Genomic DNA, 17,923 nt, shown 5'->3' with positions numbered 1-17,923 from the left:
TTATGCCGGTAGCGCAATCCAGAATTACGTCTCTCACCCTGACGCTACTGGCCGGTATCGTCCTCAGCGCCTGTTCCAGCAAGCCGACGCCGGTGCTGAAGGAGGGAGAAAAAGCGGTGGATGTTGCGGCGGTGGTGCGGCAGAAAATGCCTGCCAGCGTGAAAGACCGCGACGCCTGGGCGCAGGCTATCGCCAAAACCTTTGCCAGCCAGAAGCTGGCGCCGACGGAAGAGAACGTCTGTTCCGTACTGGCGGTGGCGCAGCAGGAGTCTAACTATCAGTCAGATCCAGTGGTACCTGGGTTAAGTAAAATCGCCTGGCAGGAGATCGATCGTCGGGCGGAAAAAATGCATATTCCGCTGTTTCTGGTGCATACCGCGCTGAAAATCGGTTCGCCTGATGGCAAAAGCTATAGCGAACGCCTCGATAACGTGAAAACTGAAAAACAGCTGAGCGCGATTTTTGATGATTTTATCGGCATGGTGCCGATGGGGCAGACCCTGTTTGGCTCGCTGAATCCGGTGCATACCGGCGGCCCGATGCAGGTCAGCATCGCTTTCGCTCAGCAGCATACCGACGGTTATCCGTGGAAAATCGAGGGTACCGTGCGTCAGGAGGTATTCAGCCTGCGCGGTGGGCTGTGGTTCGGTACGTATCACCTGTTGAACTACCCGGCGAACTATAGCGTGCCGCTGTATCGCTTTGCCGATTTCAATGCCGGTTGGTACGCCAGCCGCAATGCCGCTTTCCAGAATGCGGTCTCTAAGGCAACGGGCGTGAAGCTGGCGCTGGATGGCGATTTAATTCGCTACGATAGCGACGCGGCTGGCGCCACCGAACAGGCGGTGCGCCGTTTATCCGCACAGTTGGCAATGAGCGATGATGATATCCATCGTCAGTTGAAAAAGGGTGATTCTCTGGCCTTTGAAGAGAGCGATCTCTACAAAAATGTGTTCCGGATTGCGGATAAAAAAGCCGGTAAAAGGCTACCGCGAGAGGTGCTGCCGGGGATCCGGCTTGAGAGCCCGAAAATCACCCGTAATTTGACCACCGCCTGGTTCGCTAAACGCGTTGACGAGCGGCGGGCGAACTGTATGGCGCGCCGTTAGTGGTGGCTGCGCCAGCGGAAAATCAGCCCGCATAGTGCAATTAACAGGCAACCGAGCAGAAACGGGATCAGACCAAACAGGGTCCCGACCAGGAAGCCTATTTCGACTCGCGGGTAGCGGTTATCCTGCATTTGGATCAGATGCTCAAAAACGCCGGGAGCGTGGATCAGCATGCTCAGCATTTGCGCTCCGGCCCAGAAGCAAAACAGCACAAACAGAGCGTAAGCGATGTTGCTGCCGGTGCCAGAGCCCCTTTTTTTGCCGCCAGTAACGGTCTTTGCAAAGGTGAACTCTGCCATATTTACCTCCGTACTTCGCTTTCCTGCCGTTTTGATAACGGCTATATGGCGGCTATTGTGGCAATGGCGGAGGGATTGCAGTATCAGATTGCTGGTAATTTCCGTCCAGGAATGTTCCTGATTTCACCCATTTGCGAACCTGCGACACATTCGTGAAATGTAGACCGATATCCCAATGCGCGATAATTCTCAACCCGGCTACAGATCCGTGATGGCGGTTATGCGAAGATGCTTTTTTTGTTGTCGGAGTGGTTATGAAACTCACTGAAAAAATTCGCCGTGACTGGCACTACTATGCGGTCGCGCTGGGGTTGATTTTTATTCTGAATGGCGTGATCGGGCTGCTGGGGGGTGAAACCGAAGGCTGGCGCTCTTACGCGGTGGGACTGGTGACATGGGCGATCAGTTTCTGGATTGCCGGGCTTATTATTCGCCGCCGTCCGGTCGAGGAAGCGCAAAGCTGATATCAGTTCCTCAATGAATATCGTACACATATTTTTGCCCGGCGGCGGTGAATGCCTTACCGGGCAAATCTACCCGCTGCCCGTGATTAATTCATTGATGTTTTTAGCGCGCGGTCGGCGGCATGGCGCTCCAGCGCCAGATCAATCAGTCGGCTAATCAGGCTGGTGTAGTCCAGGCCGCTGGCCTGCCACAGTTTTGGATACATGCTGATATTGGTAAAGCCCGGCAGGGTGTTGATTTCGTTGATCACCACTTCGTTATCGGCGGTCAGAAAAACATCGACGCGGGCCATACCGCTGCAGCCGAGGGTCTGATAGGCGCGTACGGCGATATCGCGAATTTTATCATTGACATCGCTGTCGATTGCCGCCGGAACCACAACCTGCGCGCCCTGATCGTCAATGTATTTGGTGTCGTAGGCGTAGAATTCGCTATTGAGAACGATTTCGCCACAGGTGCTGGCCTGCGGACGATCGTTGCCCAGTATCGCGCACTCGATCTCCCGCCCTTTAATTCCCTGTTCAACCACCACTTTATGGTCAAATTCAAAGGCCAGAACGACGGCCTGCTGATACTGCTCTGCGCTGTTCACCTTGCTGACGCCCACCGAGGAGCCCTGATTCGCCGGTTTAACGAACAGCGGCAGGCCCAGTTGCGCCTGCACATCGGCAAAGCTTACCAGGCTGCGGTTGGCGCGGGTCAGGGTGATAAAAGGCGCAACCGACAAACCGGCATCGCGCAACAGGCGCTTGGTGACATCTTTGTCCATGCAGGCGGCAGAACTGAGTACGTCGGAACCCACAAAGGGTAAGTTAGCCATCCGCAGCATGCCTTGCAGGGAGCCATCTTCTCCGAGCGTACCGTGAACGATGGGGAAGATTACATCGATAGCTGCCAGCGGCTGACCGCTGTCCGCGTTAATCAACTGCTGCGCTTCGCGTCCGGGAATCTGCGCCAGTGTAATATCGGATGGACGCAGGGCGATGTGGGCGGGGTCCTGCGGATTCAGCAGATAGTTACTGGCGTCGTTGATATGCCATTGCCCTTGCTTATCAATCCCCAGCAGAACCACGTCAAAACGCGTTTTATCAATCGCCTCAACGATATTTTTCGCTGATTGTAGCGACACTTCATGTTCTGCAGACTTCCCGCCAAAAACGATCCCAACCCTCATCTTAGCCATTTCAACTTTCATCCTGATGACATCAAAGGGCATAACATAACATGTGAAAGCGCCGCCTGGCTGCCATAATATTCATCTGGTGAAGCATTGGGAGATGGCGTGAAACAAAAAGGCTTTATCGCGCTGTTGGCGCTGCTGGCGGCAGGGTTTTACGGATACCGTTATCTGCCTTCGCAATATAATCCGCTGGCGCCGCTGCGTCTGGAGGACCCGCCGGGATTAATCAGCCAGTATAAGTTGCGGCGGTTAACGCCCGCAAAATGCGCCACGCTGCTGGAGGAGGCTAATCACCGCCAGCTTATCACCAGCCATCCGGTTGCCGACAGCGAGGGAGCGTGCCCTCTGCAAAACGTGGTTCGGGTACGCGACTTTGGTACGGTAAAACTGAGCAGCAGCTTTCTCGCCAGCTGTCCGCTGGCGCTGAGCAGTGCGCTGTATCTGCAACAGCAGGTGAAACCGCTGGCTCGCCAGATGCTGGGAGACGACCTTCGGCAAATCGATCATTTAGGCAGTTTTGCCTGTCGTAATATTTACCATCGTCAGCACGCGCGGCGCAGTGAACATGCCACGGCGGAAGCGCTGGACATCAGCGGTTTCCGATTATCCGATGGCCGACGTATCAGCGTGCTGAAAGGGTGGCATGATGCGACATATCATTCCTGGCTACGGGCGTTGCTTACCAGCGGTTGTCGCTATTACGGCAACGCGTTAGGACCGGACTATAACGCCGCGCATGCCAGTCATTTTCATTTCGGGATGCGCGGTCAGCGCTTCTGTTTCTAAGTAGATCACGCTTTGTACGGTATCTTTTACTGTGGAATTGTTTGTCATGGCGTAATTATGCAACATAAAGCACCAAACTCATCGCCTGGGCATTGCGGGTACTTCGCCGGATAAAGGAAATTGCTAAGCTAGTGGCTCACTGCCGAAAAATTAATGAATACGTGTAGTTATGGAATCCTGGAAGGTTAATCTTATCTCCGTCTGGTTTGGCTGTTTTTTTACCGGACTGGCTATCAGCCAAATTCTCCCCTTTTTGCCGCTGTACATTTCCCAACTGGGCATCACTTCCCACGAAGCGTTATCCATGTGGTCAGGGTTGACCTTTAGCGTGACGTTCCTGGTATCGGCGATTGTCTCGCCGATGTGGGGAAGCCTTGCGGATCGCAAGGGGCGCAAACTGATGCTGCTGCGCGCTTCGCTGGGTATGGCCATCGCCATTTTATTACAGGCCTTTGCCACCAATGTCTGGCAGTTGTTTATCCTGCGTGCGGTGATGGGGCTGACTTCCGGCTATATTCCTAACGCGATGGCGCTGGTGGCGTCTCAGGTTCCGCGGGAGCGCAGCGGCTGGGCATTGAGCACGCTTTCGACAGCGCAAATTTGCGGGGTGATCGGCGGGCCGCTGCTGGGTGGTTTTCTCGCCGATCATGTTGGTTTGCGCGTGGTGTTTATTATCACCGCCGCCCTGCTGACGGTGAGTTTCCTGGTGACGCTGTTTCTGATTAAAGAGGGCACCCGCCCGCAGGTTAGCAAAGCGGAGCGGCTGAGCGGTAAAGCGGTGTTTGCTTCGCTAACTTATCCTGGGCTGGTGATCAGCCTCTTTTTCACCACCCTGGTGATTCAACTGTGTAACGGTTCCATCGGCCCGATTCTTGCGCTGTTTATTAAATCCATGGTGCCGGATAGCAATAATATCGCTTTCCTCGCCGGACTGATTGCCGCCGTGCCGGGGGTTTCTGCGCTGATTTCAGCGCCTCGTCTGGGGAAACTCGGCGATCGGATTGGCACCTCGCGGATTCTGCTGGCCACGTTGTGCTGCGCGGTGGTGATGTTCTTTGCCATGTCGTTTGTCACGACGCCATTTCAGCTTGGCGTTTTGCGTTTTCTGCTCGGCTTTGCCGATGGCGCGATGCTGCCGGCGGTACAAACTTTACTGCTGAAGTACTGTAGCGACAGTGTGACCGGGCGAATTTTCGGTTATAACCAGTCGTTTATGTATCTCGGCAACGTGGCGGGGCCACTGATTGGCGCTTCGGTTTCGGCGATGGCCGGTTTCCGCTGGGTGTTTATCGCGACTGCGATTATCGTGCTTGTTAATATCTGGCAACTGGCGATCATGTTGCGTCGTAGCCGCCGTACTGCTGCGTAATCACCTTTCTCTCGTCTCAACCGGTATTGACCTCACAAGGTAAATGCCGGTTGTTGGGTCTCTTTGGTTCTAAATGTATTACCGATCACAAAACGATCGTTTTTATCTCCTGGCCTCTTCCAATATTAACTGTTACGCGTATACAGTTACGCGTAACAGTCATTTAAAAAGAGGTTGTATGAAAAATTTATTTGATTTGTCAGGCAGGCGCGCGCTGATCACCGGTTCTGCCCAGGGGATCGGGAATCTGCTGGCTGGTGGACTTGCAGAGTATGGCGCTGAAATCATTATCAATGACCGTACTCAGGCGCGGGCCGACCAGGCTGCGCAGGTGCTGGTTGCCGAGGGCCATCGCGCCGTAGGGTATGCATTTGATGTCACTCAGGCGGCGGAAGTTGAGCAGGCGATTGCCCGTATTGAAGAGGAAGTCGGAGCAATTGATATTTTAATTAATAATGCCGGTATCCAGCGTCGATTCCCTTTTACCGAATTTCCTGAAGAGGAGTGGGATCGGGTTATTGAAGTTAACCAAAAGGGCGTTTTTCTTGTTTCGCAGCAGGTGGCTAAATATATGATCCCGCGCCGGGCAGGGAAAATAATTAATATTTGTTCGATGCAGAGTGAACTGGGACGTAAAACAATTACTCCTTATGCCGCATCGAAAGGGGCGGTAAAAATGCTGACCCGCGGAATGTGCGTTGAATTAGCGGAATATAATATTCAGGTTAATGGTATTGCACCGGGATATTTCGCCACCGAGATGACTTCCGCTCTGGTGAATGACGAAGCGTTTTCCGCCTGGTTGTATCAGCGGACTCCAGCGGCGCGCTGGGGGAAACCGGAAGAGTTAATTGGCGCTGCGGTCTATCTGGCTTCCCCGGCGGCAAACTTCGTTAACGGTCATCTGCTGTTTGTGGATGGCGGGATGCTCGCCGCCGTCTGATCTCCGGCACACTGCAGATTGCCTGCTCGTTGGTTGCGGAAGCCCTGGCTCGGCGAGTGGGTCTGCAGAATGAATTAACCCCCTGTGATGTTATTCATAATATGAGGATTGCTTATGCAAATGCTCTCGAAATTACCAGCTCGCCGCTGGTGGTATTTAATGCCGATTATATTTATTACCTACAGTCTGGCATATCTCGATCGTGCAAATTATGGTTTTGCCGCTGCGGCAGGAATTGAAAGTGATTTAGGTATTACCAAAGGAACCGCTTCACTTATTGGCGCGTTATTTTTTCTCGGCTATTTCTTTTTCCAGGTGCCTGGTGCGATATATGCAGTAAAACGCAGCGTACGGAAAATGATTTTCTTTAGTCTGATATTATGGGGATTCTGCGCGGCGGCAACCGGGTTTGTCAGTAATATCCCGATGCTGATGGCGATTCGCTTTATTCTCGGCATAGTTGAGGCGGCGGTAATGCCAGCGATGCTGATTTATATCAGCAACTGGTTTACCAAAACCGAGCGTTCGAGAGCCAATACTTTCCTGATCCTCGGCAACCCGGTGACCGTCCTGTGGATGTCCATTGTTTCCGGCTATCTGATTCAGGCCTGGGGCTGGCGCGAAATGTTTATTATCGAGGGTATTCCGGCGGTACTGTGGGCGATTTGCTGGTGGATTCTGGTTCGCGATAAACCCGCAGACGTTTCCTGGCTCAACGATCGGGAAAAGCAGGTCCTGCAGCAGGCAATGGACAGCGAGCAGAGCAATATAAAGCCGGTGCGTAACTATGGTGAAGCGCTGCGCTCGCGCAATGTGATTATGCTCTGCGCCGTTCATGCGCTGTGGAGTATCGGGGTGTATGGTTTCATGATGTGGATGCCGTCGATTCTGAAAAACGCCGCGCAGATGGATATTGTGGCGGTAGGCTGGCTGGCGGCGGTGCCGTATCTTGCGGCGATCTGCCTGATGCTGACGGTCTCCTGGCTGTCGGATAAGTTCCAGAACCGTAAGCTGTTTGTCTGGCCACTATTACTGATTGCCGCTATTGCGTTTTTTGGTTCGTGGATAGTGGGGAACCAGGCATTCTGGTTCTCTTATGCGCTGCTGGTCATTGCCGCTGCCTGCATGTATGCGCCTTATGGGCCATTCTTCGCGCTCATTCCCGAGCTGCTGCCGCGTAACGTTTCAGGTGTATCGATGGGGTTGATTAATAGCTTTGGTGCGCTGGGCGCGTTCCTTGGCGCATGGCTGGTGGGGTATCTGAACGGTATCACCGGCGGACCCGGCGTCTCTTATACCTTCATGGCTATTGCGCTGCTGGCTTCTGTGGTGTTGATGTATAACGTTCGTGCGAATAACCCGCCTTCTTTAACGTCCGTGACGGCAAAAAAGGTGACGGGTTAACATAAAACCTGGCTGCTGTGATAAGGTTCTCTGGGAACGCATAAGTCGTATGTCGTAGAGAACCTGATGAAAAACAACCGGATGACATTACAGGATATCGCTAACCTGGCGGGACTCAATAAAATGACGGTCAGCCGTTATTTGCGCGACCCCGGCCAGGTTTCCCAGCGCAGCCGTGAGCTGATTGCAAAGGTCATGGAAGAGAACAACTATATCCCTAATCGGGCGCCGGAAATCCTGCTTAACGCGCGTAGTAAAACGATAGGCGTGCTTATCCCTTCATTTCGTAACCAGATTTTTGCTGATGTTCTGGCCGGAATCGAGTCGGTCACTTCTGCGCATCACTACCAGACGCTGATTGCCAACTACGAATACGATCCACAGCGCGAAGAGCGTGAAGTGCTCAATCTGCTCTCTTACAATATTGATGGGCTGATTTTGACCAGTAAGCAGCATAGCGATCGTATGGTGCAGTACGTGCGTGCCAGCGGCATACCTGTTGCTGAACTGATGGATTTCGGCGGTCAGCAACTGGATATTCAGGTGGGTTTCGATAACGAAAAGGCGGCGTGGGACATGACCAACGCTTTCCTTGAAAGCGGCAAGCGGGCGATTGCCTTTTTTGGTTCAATGGACGATCCGCGGGATTTAAGCCGTTTTCACGGCACCGAACTGGCGCTGGCGGCGCATGGCCTGAAGGCGTATCACATGGCGCCGCGGACGATCTCTTCAGTTGCGCTTGGCCGACAGATGTTCCTGCAGATGCAGCAGTCGCGACCGGATATTGACGCAATTTTTTGTACCAACGACGATCTGGCCGTTGGTGTGTTGCTGGCGTGCCAGGCCCAGGGAATCGCTGTGCCGCAAAACATGGCTATTGCCGGTTTTCATGGTCTGGAAATTGGCCGCGCGCGGCTACAAAAAATAGCCAGCGTCATTACCCCACGTTATGAAATAGGTAAAACGGCGAGTGAAATACTTATTGCGCGGCTGGCCGGTAAAGACGCGGCAGACCGCGTTAATCTGGCCTATCAGATATATTATGGTGATACGTTGTAGCTATGGATTAACGCTGATATTCCATTTTATTCTTATGGTGTTGAATATGGTTATTAACCTGCCGTTAAGTAAATTCCTGGTTAAATAGGTAATGAGAAAAACGTTTCGTTTATTTTTGATTGATACGGAAAGCCATTTTCTAAAAATAATTGTGGCAACCGATGGCTAATGTATGACATAACTAGCAGAAAACGGACCTCGCATAAGGATAACGCGTTGTGAAGAATCTCATTGCTGAACTACTGGTGAAACTGGCACAAAAGGAAGAAGAGTCAAAGGAATTGACGGCTCAGGTTGAAGCGCTGGAAGTGGTGGTCACATCGCTCCTGCGTCATATGTCGCAGGACAGCCGGCAGGCGTTAATCAATGATATCGAGCGGGCAATCGAAGAGGCCAGCCCTGGTCCGCTGGTGGACGATCGCGACGCCCAGTTATTGCAGCAATATATAAAGAAGCTATTACAGCATCCTCGTAGCTAGTGTTGTGACAGGGTATGGATGCTGTCATTTTACTGTCACATCGCTTTTATACAGTCTCCCTCGTGTTGTTTTTTAAAGTATTTATTACATGGAGATGATAAAAGTGAAATTACGTGTCCTGTTTATTGCTTTGCTACCTCTGTTGGGCGCCCCGGTTATTCACGCAGAAACAACAATGATGCCGCTTCTGGAAAGTCGGGCCGCTCAGGGTGATATTACTACGCCGGGCGGCGCGCGGCGTTTAAGCAGCGATCGGACGGAGGCCCTGCGAGCGTCGTTAATTAATAAGCCAGCTAAAAATATTATTTTGCTGATTGGCGATGGAATGGGTGATGCTGAAATTACCGCCGCGCGTAATTATGCTGAAGGGGCCGGCGGTTTTTTTAAAGGTATTGACGCGCTGCCGCTGACTGGTCAGTACACCCATTATTCGTTGGACAAAAAAACCGGTAAGCCGAATTATGTCACGGACTCAGCCGCCTCCGCGACCGCGTGGACGACCGGTGTGAAAAGCTATAATGGCGCGCTGGGCGTCGACATTCATGAAAAATCTCATCAAACCATTCTTGAGCTGGCTAAAGCGGCGGGGTTAGCGACCGGTAACGTCTCAACGGCGGAACTGCAGGATGCGACGCCAGCCGCGCTGGTGGCGCACGTCACTTCACGTAAATGCTATGGTCCGAGCGTAACCCGTGAAAAATGTGCCAGCAATGCGCTGGAAAAGGGCGGTAAAGGCTCCATTACCGAACAACTGTTGAATGCCCGAGCCGATGTGACGCTTGGCGGCGGGGCGAAAACCTTCGCTGAAATCGCCACGGCTGGCGAGTGGCAGGGGAAAACTCTGCACGATCAGGCTGTTGCACGCGGCTATCAAATTGTCACTGATGCCAGTTCTCTGGCTGCCGTTAGCCAGGCAAATCAGGACAAACCGTTGTTGGGACTCTTCTCCCAGGGCAATATGCCGGTACGCTGGCAAGGTCCGAAAGCGTCTTATCACGGTAATATCGAGCAGGCGGCGGTAACCTGTACCCCAAATCCCAAACGTGACGCTTCGGTACCGACGCTGGCGCAGATGACTGAAAAAGCCATCGATCTGCTGAGTGGCAATGAGAAAGGTTTTTTCCTGCAGGTGGAAGGCGCTTCGATTGATAAACAGGACCATGCGGCGAATCCCTGTGGTCAGATCGGGGAAACCGTTGATCTGGATGAAGCCGTGCAGAAGGCGCTGGCGTTTGCGCAAAAAGACGGTAATACCCTGGTTATCGTTACCGCCGATCATGCGCATTCCAGCCAGATTATCCCGGCGGAGACGAAAGCTCCCGGCCTGACTCAGGCGCTGAATACGAAAGACGGCTCGGTGATGGTGATAAGCTACGGCAATTCAGAAGCGGCGTCGATGGAGCATACCGGAACCCAACTGCGTATTGCTGCTTACGGCCCATATGCGGCAAATGTGGTGGGGTTAACGGACCAGACCGATCTGTTCTACACCATGAAAGCGGCGCTGAATCTGTGATAGACCGCTGCCGGTGATGAATGCCTGTCAGCCTGAATGTCGCTTTTCAGGTGGTTTTGGCAAAAATGGCATGTGCCTTATTTCCTTCAGATTTTGGTCTGCGACCTGTTCCGTTCACTGTGAATACCAGGATATTCTTCGTATTCATTGTCTGTGAACGGACAGGGGGACGTTTCGCTCGTCCCTCTGCCCTGGCATTGGCTGTCAGCGACGAATTTTCGTTGCCGACTGGTTTTTTTTCCATTAGCGACCAGAATTACAAAGATTCACTCAAAGAAGGATGTACGATGAAAATAAACTTGCTTGCGACGCTACTTTTGGGCCTGGTATTTATGACAGGGGCCAGCGCTGCGGAAAAAACGTTAACACCGCAGCAGCAGAAGATGAGCGCCTGTAATAAAGCCGCCTCTTCAAAGTCGCTGAAAGGGGATGAACGTAAAACGTTTATGAGCAACTGCCTGAAGAAAAATGCAACAACCCAGGACGGCAAAACCCTGACGCCGCAGCAGCAAAAAATGCGCGACTGCAACAGTCAGGCGACCCGGCAGTCTTTGAAAGGGGATGATCGAAGCAAATTTATGGGCACTTGCCTGAAAAAATAACAACAAACGGGTGGGGAACCTCACCCGCTTTCAACCGGCACCGGGGGATCAATCAGGAACGACTGAGTTTCTCTGATTTCTCCATGCATTTCGCCATCGCTTCAATAACGGCGGAGCGGAAACCTTTCTCCTCCAGTACGCGTACGGCCTCAATCGTGGTACCGCCAGGCGAGCACACCATATCTTTCAGCGTACCCGGATGTTCGCCGCTTTCGAGCACCATTTTGGCCGAACCCATCACCGCCTGCGCGGCGAATTTGTAGGCCTGCGCGCGTGGCATCCCACCGAGCACAGCGGCATCGGCCATCGCTTCGATAAACATAAATACGTAAGCCGGTGCGGAACCGCTGACGCCAACTACCGGGTGAATCATTGGCTCAGCGATGATTTCCGCCTGGCCGAAGCAACGGAAGATGGTCAGGATATCAGCCGTTTCTTCGGGGCTGACCAGCGCATTTGGCGTGACGGATGTCATACCTGCGTTCACCAGTGAAGGGGTGTTAGGCATTGCGCGGACGATTTTACGGTCGTGGCCCAGCGCGCGCGCCAGTTGGTCGAGAGTCACACCAGCGGCAATCGAAACGACCAGCGAGTCTTTATTCAGGCTGGAAGCCACATCGCTAAGCACTTTGACCATAATCCCCGGCTTTACAGCGCCGAAAACGATATCTGCCACCTGAGCGACTTCCTGTGCGCTTTGCGCCGCATTAATGCCGTACTGGTCATGCAGGGCTGCCACTTTTTCCGGCGACGGGGTATAGACCCAGATTTGCCCCGGCTGTACCTGTCCGCTGGCGATCAGGCCGCCCAGAATGGCCTTCCCCATGTTGCCGCAGCCGATAAAGCCGATTTTTTTCTCCATCATCAATCCCCTTTACTTGTTTTATCGTTAGAGACATAGCTTATCACCTTGTCGCTTTCACGAAAGGTAAAAGCAGGTGACAATATGACTTCTCTTTTTTGTCGACAGGAGCCGTAATGGCTATTTGGGTTGATGCGGATGCATGTCCGAATGTGATTAAAGATATTTTGTTCCGCGCCGCCGAGCGTACACAAACCTCGCTGACGCTGGTGGCCAATCAGCCGCTACGGGTTCCGCCCTCGCGTTTTATCCGTACTCTACGTGTGGCGCAGGGTTTCGATGTGGCGGATAACGAAATCGTTCGGTTATGCGCCGCAGGCGATCTGGTGATTACCGCGGATATCCCGCTGGCTGCCGACGTTCTGGCAAAAGGCGCCGCGGCGTTAAATCCGCGCGGCGAACGTTACAGCGAGGCGACCATTCGCGAACGCCTGACGATGCGCGATTTCATGGAAACTATGCGTGCCAGCGGCGTGCAGACCGGTGGTCCGGATAGTTTATCTCAGCGCGATCGCCAGCAATTTGCCGCCGCGCTGGAGAAGTGGCTGTCAGACGTCAGGCGTCAGCAGAGTTAAACCCAGCTGTCATCGTCGCCGCTGCCGAAATCATCGTTGCCAAAACCGGCATCAAAGTCGGAATCATAGTCATTATTGTCGGCAAGGAATTGGCCGTCATCCTGGCGGAACGTATCGTCCGCGACATTGCTGTCCTGCGGCTGGCTCAGGTCCGGCTGCGGTTGCTCTTCAATAATGTTGACGATCTCCTGCGGGTGTGAACCGCTAAACATATGAGTCAACATGTTCCCCAGCACCACGCCGCCGGCGACGCCGGCTGCTGTTTGCAGCGCGCCGGCCATAAAACCGCCGCCGCTGCGGGTCGCCTGAGGCGCATAGTTTTGCTGCTGCGCCTGTGGGGCGTACTGCGGCTGGGGAGGCGTCTGCGGGCGAGCATACTGCTCTGCGCCGGGAATCGGGGCGGAACCACGGGACTGACCGCCGCCGAACAGGCCGGAAAGGAACCCGCCGCTGCTGGGTTTCGCGGCCTGAAGTTGCGTCACCTGGTTTTCCAGCGCCTGGATACGGGCATTGAGCTGTTTAATTGCCGCTTCCTGAATCAGGATGGTTTGCGCCATATAGTAAGGGGCGAAAGGCTGCTCTTTGATGTGCCGGGCAATCTGCTCCTCGGCGTCGGCATCGCGTGATGCGCTGCGGGTCTCGGCCTCTTTCAGCCGGGAAAACAGTCCATCAATAAGGCGTTGCTCTTCAGATTGCATGATACATTCCTCTGTCATACTGATTGGTTGGCGTCAGAGTCGCTCTGAAACACGGGTGTTGTAAATATGTTACTACGTAAAGCTATGCGGAAATGTGTTACTGTTTACGCCAGACTGAGAACAAAAAATAGCTTTCGCATAAAAGTAAAGCTAGCATAACACCACGTGCAATGATAAGTTTACATTCAATATCCTTTCGTAAAGTAAGGTGAAAGGTTTTATTGATGGTGTGTAACGTTTATTTTACGGTTGGTGTTGAGTAAGTTTGCGGTACTATTGCTTCTCTTTTCGCTTTCATTTATCCGCACCACAATGGCGGACACCAAGGGGTCTTCGGTAATGACACAGCTAATTTTTCTTGTCGGGCCTCGCGGCTGCGGTAAAACGACGATTGGTCACGCCCTCGCGCGAGCGCGTAACTACCAGTTTGCGGATACTGATCATGAGCTGCAGGAACATGAGCAGCGCACGGTCGCGGCTATCGTTCAGCAGGAAGGCTGGGAGCGCTTCCGTGCGCTGGAAACTCAGGCTTTAGAAAGAGTCTCGCAGCCAGCGACGATTATTGCGACCGGCGGCGGCATTATTCTCAGTGAGTACAATCGTCAGTTTATGCGTGAAAATGGTGTGGTGATCTATCTTGAAGCCTCGGTTTCGACGCTGATTGAGCGTCTGGAAGCCTATCCGAAAGCGGAGCAACGTCCGACGCTGACCGGAAAACCCGTTCGTGATGAAGTCGGCGAAATACTGGCGCAACGGGAAGCCCTGTATCGTACGGCTGCGCACCATATTATTGATGCCACCGCTACGCCGGATGAGGTGGTTGAACAGATTATGGCGACAGTGTGCGGTGTGAGCTATACCAGTTAAGAATTTGCTTACGGACAACGGATCGGCAACGCCTATACTTTAGGATCCACGAGATAAAAAAGGAAGCGCTATGCCGACCAGACCCCCCTATCCAAGAGAAGCGCGTATTGTTACGGTCGAAAAAGGTCCGCAGGGCCAAACGGTAACCTGGTATGAACTGCGTGCTGACTATCCTGCCCCGAACTCGCTCATCAGTGAACACCCCACTGAACAGGAAGCGCTGGATGCTAAACGGCGCTATGAAGATCCTGACAAATCATAATTCCCCCTCACGCCCGGGATATGTTCTGAAAAGATCGTTACCGGGCATATATCACATCTTTAATTTATCAGCGGTACTAATGATTATCTGATGCTGGTTTTTTCAGGAGCGTTTTTGATGTTTCTGGAATCTTTACATTCCATATTAGCTGTAACCTGCTACGCTTCTTGACGGTTGATTTTCAGCCAACAGGGGGCAGAAGTCGTAAATAGAAGCTCGTTTTAAAACCGTGGCAGTAAAAGGTACATGATATGAGTAGTGCATTGATGGCTATTTTGACCATTGGGGTGGTACCGGTGGTGGAGATGTTGCCGCTTTTGACCGAACATATCAGGGAAGAGCAGATTGTCCACATTAGCCTGTCAGGCAAAATGACGCGCGAAGAGGTTATTCAAGACTATGGCGCTGAAGCTGGTGAGGAGACGCTGCTGATCTTGCTCAGCGATAAGCAAATCATACCGGTCTCCCGGCATAAGGTTGAGCGCGATTTACGTCGCATTATCGCCATGCTCGACAAACAAAATTATGATCTTATTTTATTGATGAGTACCCATCCATTCGGCGATTTTACCGCGAATAATGCGATTCTGCTTGAGCCGCAAAGAATTATCCCGCCGCTCGTTGCATCGATTGTTGATGGGCATCAGGTCGGCGTGATTGTTCCGGTTGAAGAGATTTTGCCGTTGCAGCGGGAGAAATGGCGGGTGTTAAAAAATACGCCCTACTATGCGTTGGCGAATCCCGTTACCGGTAGCGACGACGACTTACTGGCGGCGGGCAGGGAGTTAATCGAGCAGGGGGCGGATGTGCTGATGATGGATTGTCTTTGCTATCACCAGAAGCATCGCGACGTGTTACAAAAAGCGCTGGATATCCCGGTTCTGTTGTCAAATGTGCTGGTTTCTCGGTTGGCGGCAGAACTATTAGTTTAACCTGCCGTCGTGCGTTAATTTTACGTGACAGGGGTAACGAGCGCCCCCTATATTGTGCCTTCAACACAAGATCATAAGGGCGAGTTTATGCTTCAAAGCAATGAATACTTTGACGGAAAAGTAAAATCTATTGGTTTCACCAGCAGCAGCACCGGTCGCGCCAGCGTTGGCGTGATGGCGGAAGGGGAATATACCTTTGGCACCGGGCAGCCGGAAGAGATGACCGTGGTTAGCGGTGCGCTGAACGTGCTTCTTCCGGGCGAGACTGAGTGGAAAGTGTACGCCGCCGGTGAAGTATTCAACGTTCCGGGAAATAGCGAGTTTAATTTGCAGGTGGCTGAGCCCACATCTTATTTGTGCCGCTATCTGTAATGCCAGGTTGCGCCTTGCAATAGCGTGTGAGTGCAGATGACGGGCTTTAGACGCGACAACGGCGCCATGATCTGTTACGGGGCGCAGCCCGAGCTCCTTCCTGCCGGTGCAGGAAGGAGTTCAGAATATCAATCAACGCTGCGCTTCGCCGCCTAATCCTTCCACCAGATTCTGAATCAACGCTGCCAGTTCGCCGGTCATCAGAATAAAGTCCGCATCAAAGCGTTGAGCGAAATCTTCCCGGTCAATATCTTCATTTTGATCGCGCAATTCATCGCAGAACTTCAGACGTTTAATCGAACCATCATCGCATATCAGGAACTGAATACGCTGCTGCCAGTCGAGCGCCAGTTTGGTCACGACTTTACCGGCTTCAATGTGCACGGCGATCTCGTCGCTGACCAGATCCTGCTTTTTCGCGCGGATCACACCGCCATCTTCCAGCATAGCTTTCAGCTCCGCTTCGTCCAGTAGCTGGAAGCCCTGAGCGACGGTCCCGGAACGTACCCACTCGGTTAGCGTCAGCTCGATCGGGGTTTCCATAGCCAGAGGGACAACCGGCAGCGAGCCCAGGGTTTTACGCAGCAGCGCCAGCGTGTCTTCCGCTTTTTTAGCGCTGGCGCAGTCCACCATAATCAATCCGTTGACGGTATCGAGCCACATCATGGTCTGGCTAAAGCGGCTGAAGGCGCGCGGCAGCAGGGCGTGCAGCACTTCATCTTTCAGCGAATCTTTTTCGGTTTTCTTCAGCTTGCGGCCCTGTTCAGCTTCCAGCTTGAGGATCTTCGCTTCCTGCGCTTGTTTGATCACCGGCGATGGCAGAATCTTCTCTTCTTTACGCGCGCAGATAACGATCTGGCCATTTGCGGTATGCGTCAGCGCATCGCTGTGCGAACCCATCGGCGGTACCCAACCGGTTTTGGCCATATCCTGGCTGCCGCACGGAGTAAACGCCAGACCGGCAAGCTGTTTTTCCATCTCCTCCGCGCGCAGGGAAATGTCGCGGCTGAGACGGTAAACCATTAAATTTTTGAACCACAGCATGATAATTTCCACGGCTTTTTTATTAAATCCAGCGGGCATGATAGCGAATTGTCGCTATGCTTGCATTGTTAATCGGGGTGAGGAACTAACAGTGCGTATTGGGATTGATTTAGGTGGAACAAAAACGGAAGTCATCGCGCTAAGCGACCAGGGGGAGCAGTTATTTCGCCACCGTTTGCCGACGCCGAGAGAGGATTATCGGCAGACGATAGAGACGATAGCCTCGCTGGTGGAGATGGCTGAGCAGGCCAGCGGGCAGAAAGGTACGGTCGGTATTGGCATCCCTGGTTCAATTTCGCCCTATACGGGCGTAGTTAAAAATGCTAATTCGACCTGGCTCAACGGTCAGCCGTTTGATAAAGACCTCAGTCAGCGCCTGGGACGGGAAATACGGCTGGCGAACGATGCGAACTGCCTTGCGGTTTCGGAAGCGGTGGATGGCGCGGCGGCCGGGGCGCAAACGGTATTTGCGGTGATTATTGGCACCGGCTGTGGTTCTGGCGTGGCGCTTAACGGTCGCGCGCATATTGGCGGTAACGGGACGGCGGGCGAGTGGGGGCATAATCCGCTGCCGTGGATGGATGACGACGAACTGCGCTATCGGGAAGAGGTGCCCTGCTATTGTGGCAAGCAGGGCTGTATTGAAACATTTATTTCCGGCACCGGTTTTACCACTGATTATCATCGTTTAAGCGGTCATTCGCTGAAGGGGAGCGAGATTATGCAGCGCGTCGGCGAGCGAGATCCGCTGGCGGAACTGGCGCTGAGCCGCTATGAGATGCGGCTGGCGAAATCCCTGGCGCACGTCGTGAATATCCTCGATCCGGACGTTATTGTACTGGGCGGGGGAATGAGCAACGTTGACCGATTGTATCAGACGGTGCCGAATTTGCTGAAACCGTGGGTATTCGGCGGCGAATGCGAGACGCCGATTCGCAAAGCGGCGCACGGTGACTCCAGCGGCGTGCGCGGAGCGGCCTGGCTGTGGCCGCTGTAAATCGGTGTAACTCGTGTTATTTCAGAAGGGAGCTGTGTTTTCGCCTCTGGATATTATGACTTTCAGCGCTCAGGTCGCCGCTGATTGATTGCGGGCTCACCAA

At 53.1% G+C, this 17,923-nt stretch carries 21 protein-coding genes; 16 read left to right on the top strand and 5 right to left on the bottom strand.

The features are described from left to right. Positions 1-2: 2 nt before the first annotated feature. Positions 3-1,109 (top strand): DUF1615 domain-containing protein, encoded by a 1,107-nt coding sequence (locus tag FE839_RS01060; RefSeq protein WP_138358257.1) that lies wholly within the window; start codon positions 3-5, stop codon positions 1,107-1,109. On the opposite strand, the gene FE839_RS01055 is transcribed toward FE839_RS01060, so the two are convergent. After that, positions 1,106-1,408 (bottom strand): DUF2755 family protein, encoded by a 303-nt coding sequence (locus FE839_RS01055; RefSeq protein WP_138358255.1) that lies wholly within the window; start codon positions 1,406-1,408, stop codon positions 1,106-1,108. The two genes, FE839_RS01060 and FE839_RS01055, sit on opposite strands and share 4 nt — an antisense overlap. A gap of 254 nt (positions 1,409-1,662) precedes the next feature. On the opposite strand from FE839_RS01055, the gene FE839_RS01050 reads away from it, so the two are divergent. Further along, the gene (locus FE839_RS01050; RefSeq protein ID WP_138358253.1) at positions 1,663-1,872 is read left to right on the top strand and encodes a DUF2754 family protein; all 210 of its coding nucleotides are present in this window, start codon (positions 1,663-1,665) and stop codon (positions 1,870-1,872) included. Between the two features lie 86 nt (positions 1,873-1,958). Here the strand turns inward: FE839_RS01050 and ddlA are convergent, their stop codons facing one another. After that, positions 1,959-3,056 (bottom strand): D-alanine--D-alanine ligase, encoded by a 1,098-nt coding sequence (ddlA, locus tag FE839_RS01045; protein ID WP_138358251.1) that lies wholly within the window; start codon positions 3,054-3,056, stop codon positions 1,959-1,961. A 99-nt stretch (positions 3,057-3,155) separates the two neighbouring features. On the opposite strand from ddlA, the gene FE839_RS01040 reads away from it, so the two are divergent. The 8 genes from FE839_RS01040 to FE839_RS01005 all read left to right on the top strand — a co-directional run bounded on the left by FE839_RS01040 (position 3,156) and on the right by FE839_RS01005 (position 11,211). Continuing rightward, positions 3,156-3,839 (top strand): extensin-like domain-containing protein, encoded by a 684-nt coding sequence (locus FE839_RS01040; RefSeq protein WP_138358249.1) that lies wholly within the window; start codon positions 3,156-3,158, stop codon positions 3,837-3,839. A gap of 169 nt (positions 3,840-4,008) precedes the next feature. Next, on the top strand, positions 4,009-5,208 hold the full coding sequence (locus FE839_RS01035) for a multidrug efflux MFS transporter (protein ID WP_138358247.1): 1,200 nt from the start codon (positions 4,009-4,011) through the stop codon (positions 5,206-5,208). Positions 5,209-5,386: 178 nt separating this feature from the next. After that, positions 5,387-6,151 (top strand): gluconate 5-dehydrogenase, encoded by a 765-nt coding sequence (idnO, locus tag FE839_RS01030; protein ID WP_138358245.1) that lies wholly within the window; start codon positions 5,387-5,389, stop codon positions 6,149-6,151. A gap of 114 nt (positions 6,152-6,265) precedes the next feature. Then, a complete protein-coding gene (locus FE839_RS01025) occupies positions 6,266-7,555 on the top strand; it encodes an MFS transporter (RefSeq protein WP_138358243.1) in 1,290 nt (429 codons plus the stop codon). 66 nt (positions 7,556-7,621) lie between these two features. Beyond that, complete coding sequence (gene idnR / locus FE839_RS01020) at positions 7,622-8,614, top strand: DNA-binding transcriptional regulator IdnR (protein ID WP_138358241.1); 993 nt, start codon at positions 7,622-7,624, stop codon at positions 8,612-8,614. 218 nt (positions 8,615-8,832) lie between these two features. Then, a complete protein-coding gene (gene iraP / locus FE839_RS01015) occupies positions 8,833-9,093 on the top strand; it encodes an anti-adapter protein IraP (RefSeq protein WP_138358239.1) in 261 nt (86 codons plus the stop codon). An 88-nt stretch (positions 9,094-9,181) separates the two neighbouring features. Beyond that, positions 9,182-10,609, top strand: coding sequence for an alkaline phosphatase (phoA, locus tag FE839_RS01010; protein ID WP_171034790.1), 1,428 nt, complete (start codon positions 9,182-9,184; stop codon positions 10,607-10,609). Positions 10,610-10,896: 287 nt separating this feature from the next. After that, on the top strand, positions 10,897-11,211 hold the full coding sequence (locus FE839_RS01005) for a PsiF family protein (RefSeq protein WP_138358329.1): 315 nt from the start codon (positions 10,897-10,899) through the stop codon (positions 11,209-11,211). Positions 11,212-11,263: 52 nt separating this feature from the next. On the opposite strand, the gene proC is transcribed toward FE839_RS01005, so the two are convergent. Continuing rightward, positions 11,264-12,073 (bottom strand): pyrroline-5-carboxylate reductase, encoded by an 810-nt coding sequence (proC, locus tag FE839_RS01000; RefSeq protein WP_138358327.1) that lies wholly within the window; start codon positions 12,071-12,073, stop codon positions 11,264-11,266. Between the two features lie 116 nt (positions 12,074-12,189). Between proC and FE839_RS00995 the strand changes: the two genes are divergently transcribed. Then, complete coding sequence (locus FE839_RS00995; protein ID WP_138358235.1) at positions 12,190-12,648, top strand: YaiI/YqxD family protein; 459 nt, start codon at positions 12,190-12,192, stop codon at positions 12,646-12,648. Here FE839_RS00995 and FE839_RS00990 read toward each other — a convergent pair. Beyond that, positions 12,645-13,346, bottom strand: a complete 702-nt coding sequence (locus FE839_RS00990; RefSeq protein WP_138358228.1) for a DUF2076 domain-containing protein — start codon at positions 13,344-13,346, stop codon at positions 12,645-12,647. The two genes, FE839_RS00995 and FE839_RS00990, sit on opposite strands and share 4 nt — an antisense overlap. Before the next feature lie 339 nt (positions 13,347-13,685). Between FE839_RS00990 and aroL the strand changes: the two genes are divergently transcribed. The 4 genes from aroL to ppnP all read left to right on the top strand — a co-directional run bounded on the left by aroL (position 13,686) and on the right by ppnP (position 15,779). Next, complete coding sequence (gene aroL, locus FE839_RS00985; RefSeq protein ID WP_138358225.1) at positions 13,686-14,213, top strand: shikimate kinase AroL; 528 nt, start codon at positions 13,686-13,688, stop codon at positions 14,211-14,213. A 70-nt stretch (positions 14,214-14,283) separates the two neighbouring features. Continuing rightward, entirely contained in the window at positions 14,284-14,475 is a 192-nt protein-coding gene (yaiA, locus tag FE839_RS00980; RefSeq protein ID WP_138358221.1) for a protein YaiA, read from the top strand. A gap of 251 nt (positions 14,476-14,726) precedes the next feature. After that, positions 14,727-15,407, top strand: coding sequence for an AroM family protein (locus tag FE839_RS00975; protein ID WP_171034789.1), 681 nt, complete (start codon positions 14,727-14,729; stop codon positions 15,405-15,407). Between the two features lie 87 nt (positions 15,408-15,494). Next, complete coding sequence (ppnP, locus tag FE839_RS00970; protein ID WP_112214097.1) at positions 15,495-15,779, top strand: pyrimidine/purine nucleoside phosphorylase; 285 nt, start codon at positions 15,495-15,497, stop codon at positions 15,777-15,779. Positions 15,780-15,911: 132 nt separating this feature from the next. Here ppnP and rdgC read toward each other — a convergent pair whose 3' ends face one another. After that, positions 15,912-16,823 (bottom strand): recombination-associated protein RdgC, encoded by a 912-nt coding sequence (rdgC, locus tag FE839_RS00965; protein ID WP_138358219.1) that lies wholly within the window; start codon positions 16,821-16,823, stop codon positions 15,912-15,914. 91 nt (positions 16,824-16,914) lie between these two features. Between rdgC and mak the strand changes: the two genes are divergently transcribed. Continuing rightward, on the top strand, positions 16,915-17,820 hold the full coding sequence (mak, locus tag FE839_RS00960) for a fructokinase (protein ID WP_171034788.1): 906 nt from the start codon (positions 16,915-16,917) through the stop codon (positions 17,818-17,820). Positions 17,821-17,923 lie beyond the last annotated feature (103 nt).

The organism is Klebsiella indica (genome assembly GCF_005860775.1).
Classification (GTDB): Bacteria; Pseudomonadota; Gammaproteobacteria; order Enterobacterales; family Enterobacteriaceae; genus Klebsiella; species Klebsiella indica.
Note: the sequence above shows the minus strand (reverse complement) of the source record. Positions and strands in the feature narration are given on the sequence as shown.

Bases quoted from the DNA above. Each gene is read 5' to 3' on its own strand.
- FE839_RS01060 (WP_138358257.1), top strand. From the start codon at position 3: ATGCCGGTAGCGCAATCCAGAATTACGTCTCTCACCCTGACGCTACTG.
- FE839_RS01055 (WP_138358255.1), bottom strand. From the start codon at position 1,408: ATGGCAGAGTTCACCTTTGCAAAGACCGTTACTGGCGGCAAAAAAAGG.
- FE839_RS01050 (WP_138358253.1), top strand. From the start codon at position 1,663: ATGAAACTCACTGAAAAAATTCGCCGTGACTGGCACTACTATGCGGTC.
- ddlA (WP_138358251.1), bottom strand. From the start codon at position 3,056: ATGGCTAAGATGAGGGTTGGGATCGTTTTTGGCGGGAAGTCTGCAGAA.
- FE839_RS01035 (WP_138358247.1), top strand. From the start codon at position 4,009: ATGGAATCCTGGAAGGTTAATCTTATCTCCGTCTGGTTTGGCTGTTTT.
- idnO (WP_138358245.1), top strand. From the start codon at position 5,387: ATGAAAAATTTATTTGATTTGTCAGGCAGGCGCGCGCTGATCACCGGT.
- FE839_RS01025 (WP_138358243.1), top strand. From the start codon at position 6,266: ATGCAAATGCTCTCGAAATTACCAGCTCGCCGCTGGTGGTATTTAATG.
- idnR (WP_138358241.1), top strand. From the start codon at position 7,622: ATGAAAAACAACCGGATGACATTACAGGATATCGCTAACCTGGCGGGA.
- phoA (WP_171034790.1), top strand. From the start codon at position 9,182: ATGGAGATGATAAAAGTGAAATTACGTGTCCTGTTTATTGCTTTGCTA.
- FE839_RS01005 (WP_138358329.1), top strand. From the start codon at position 10,897: ATGAAAATAAACTTGCTTGCGACGCTACTTTTGGGCCTGGTATTTATG.
- proC (WP_138358327.1), bottom strand. From the start codon at position 12,073: ATGGAGAAAAAAATCGGCTTTATCGGCTGCGGCAACATGGGGAAGGCC.
- FE839_RS00995 (WP_138358235.1), top strand. From the start codon at position 12,190: ATGGCTATTTGGGTTGATGCGGATGCATGTCCGAATGTGATTAAAGAT.
- FE839_RS00990 (WP_138358228.1), bottom strand. From the start codon at position 13,346: ATGCAATCTGAAGAGCAACGCCTTATTGATGGACTGTTTTCCCGGCTG.
- aroL (WP_138358225.1), top strand. From the start codon at position 13,686: ATGACACAGCTAATTTTTCTTGTCGGGCCTCGCGGCTGCGGTAAAACG.
- yaiA (WP_138358221.1), top strand. From the start codon at position 14,284: ATGCCGACCAGACCCCCCTATCCAAGAGAAGCGCGTATTGTTACGGTC.
- FE839_RS00975 (WP_171034789.1), top strand. From the start codon at position 14,727: ATGAGTAGTGCATTGATGGCTATTTTGACCATTGGGGTGGTACCGGTG.
- ppnP (WP_112214097.1), top strand. From the start codon at position 15,495: ATGCTTCAAAGCAATGAATACTTTGACGGAAAAGTAAAATCTATTGGT.
- rdgC (WP_138358219.1), bottom strand. From the start codon at position 16,823: ATGCTGTGGTTCAAAAATTTAATGGTTTACCGTCTCAGCCGCGACATT.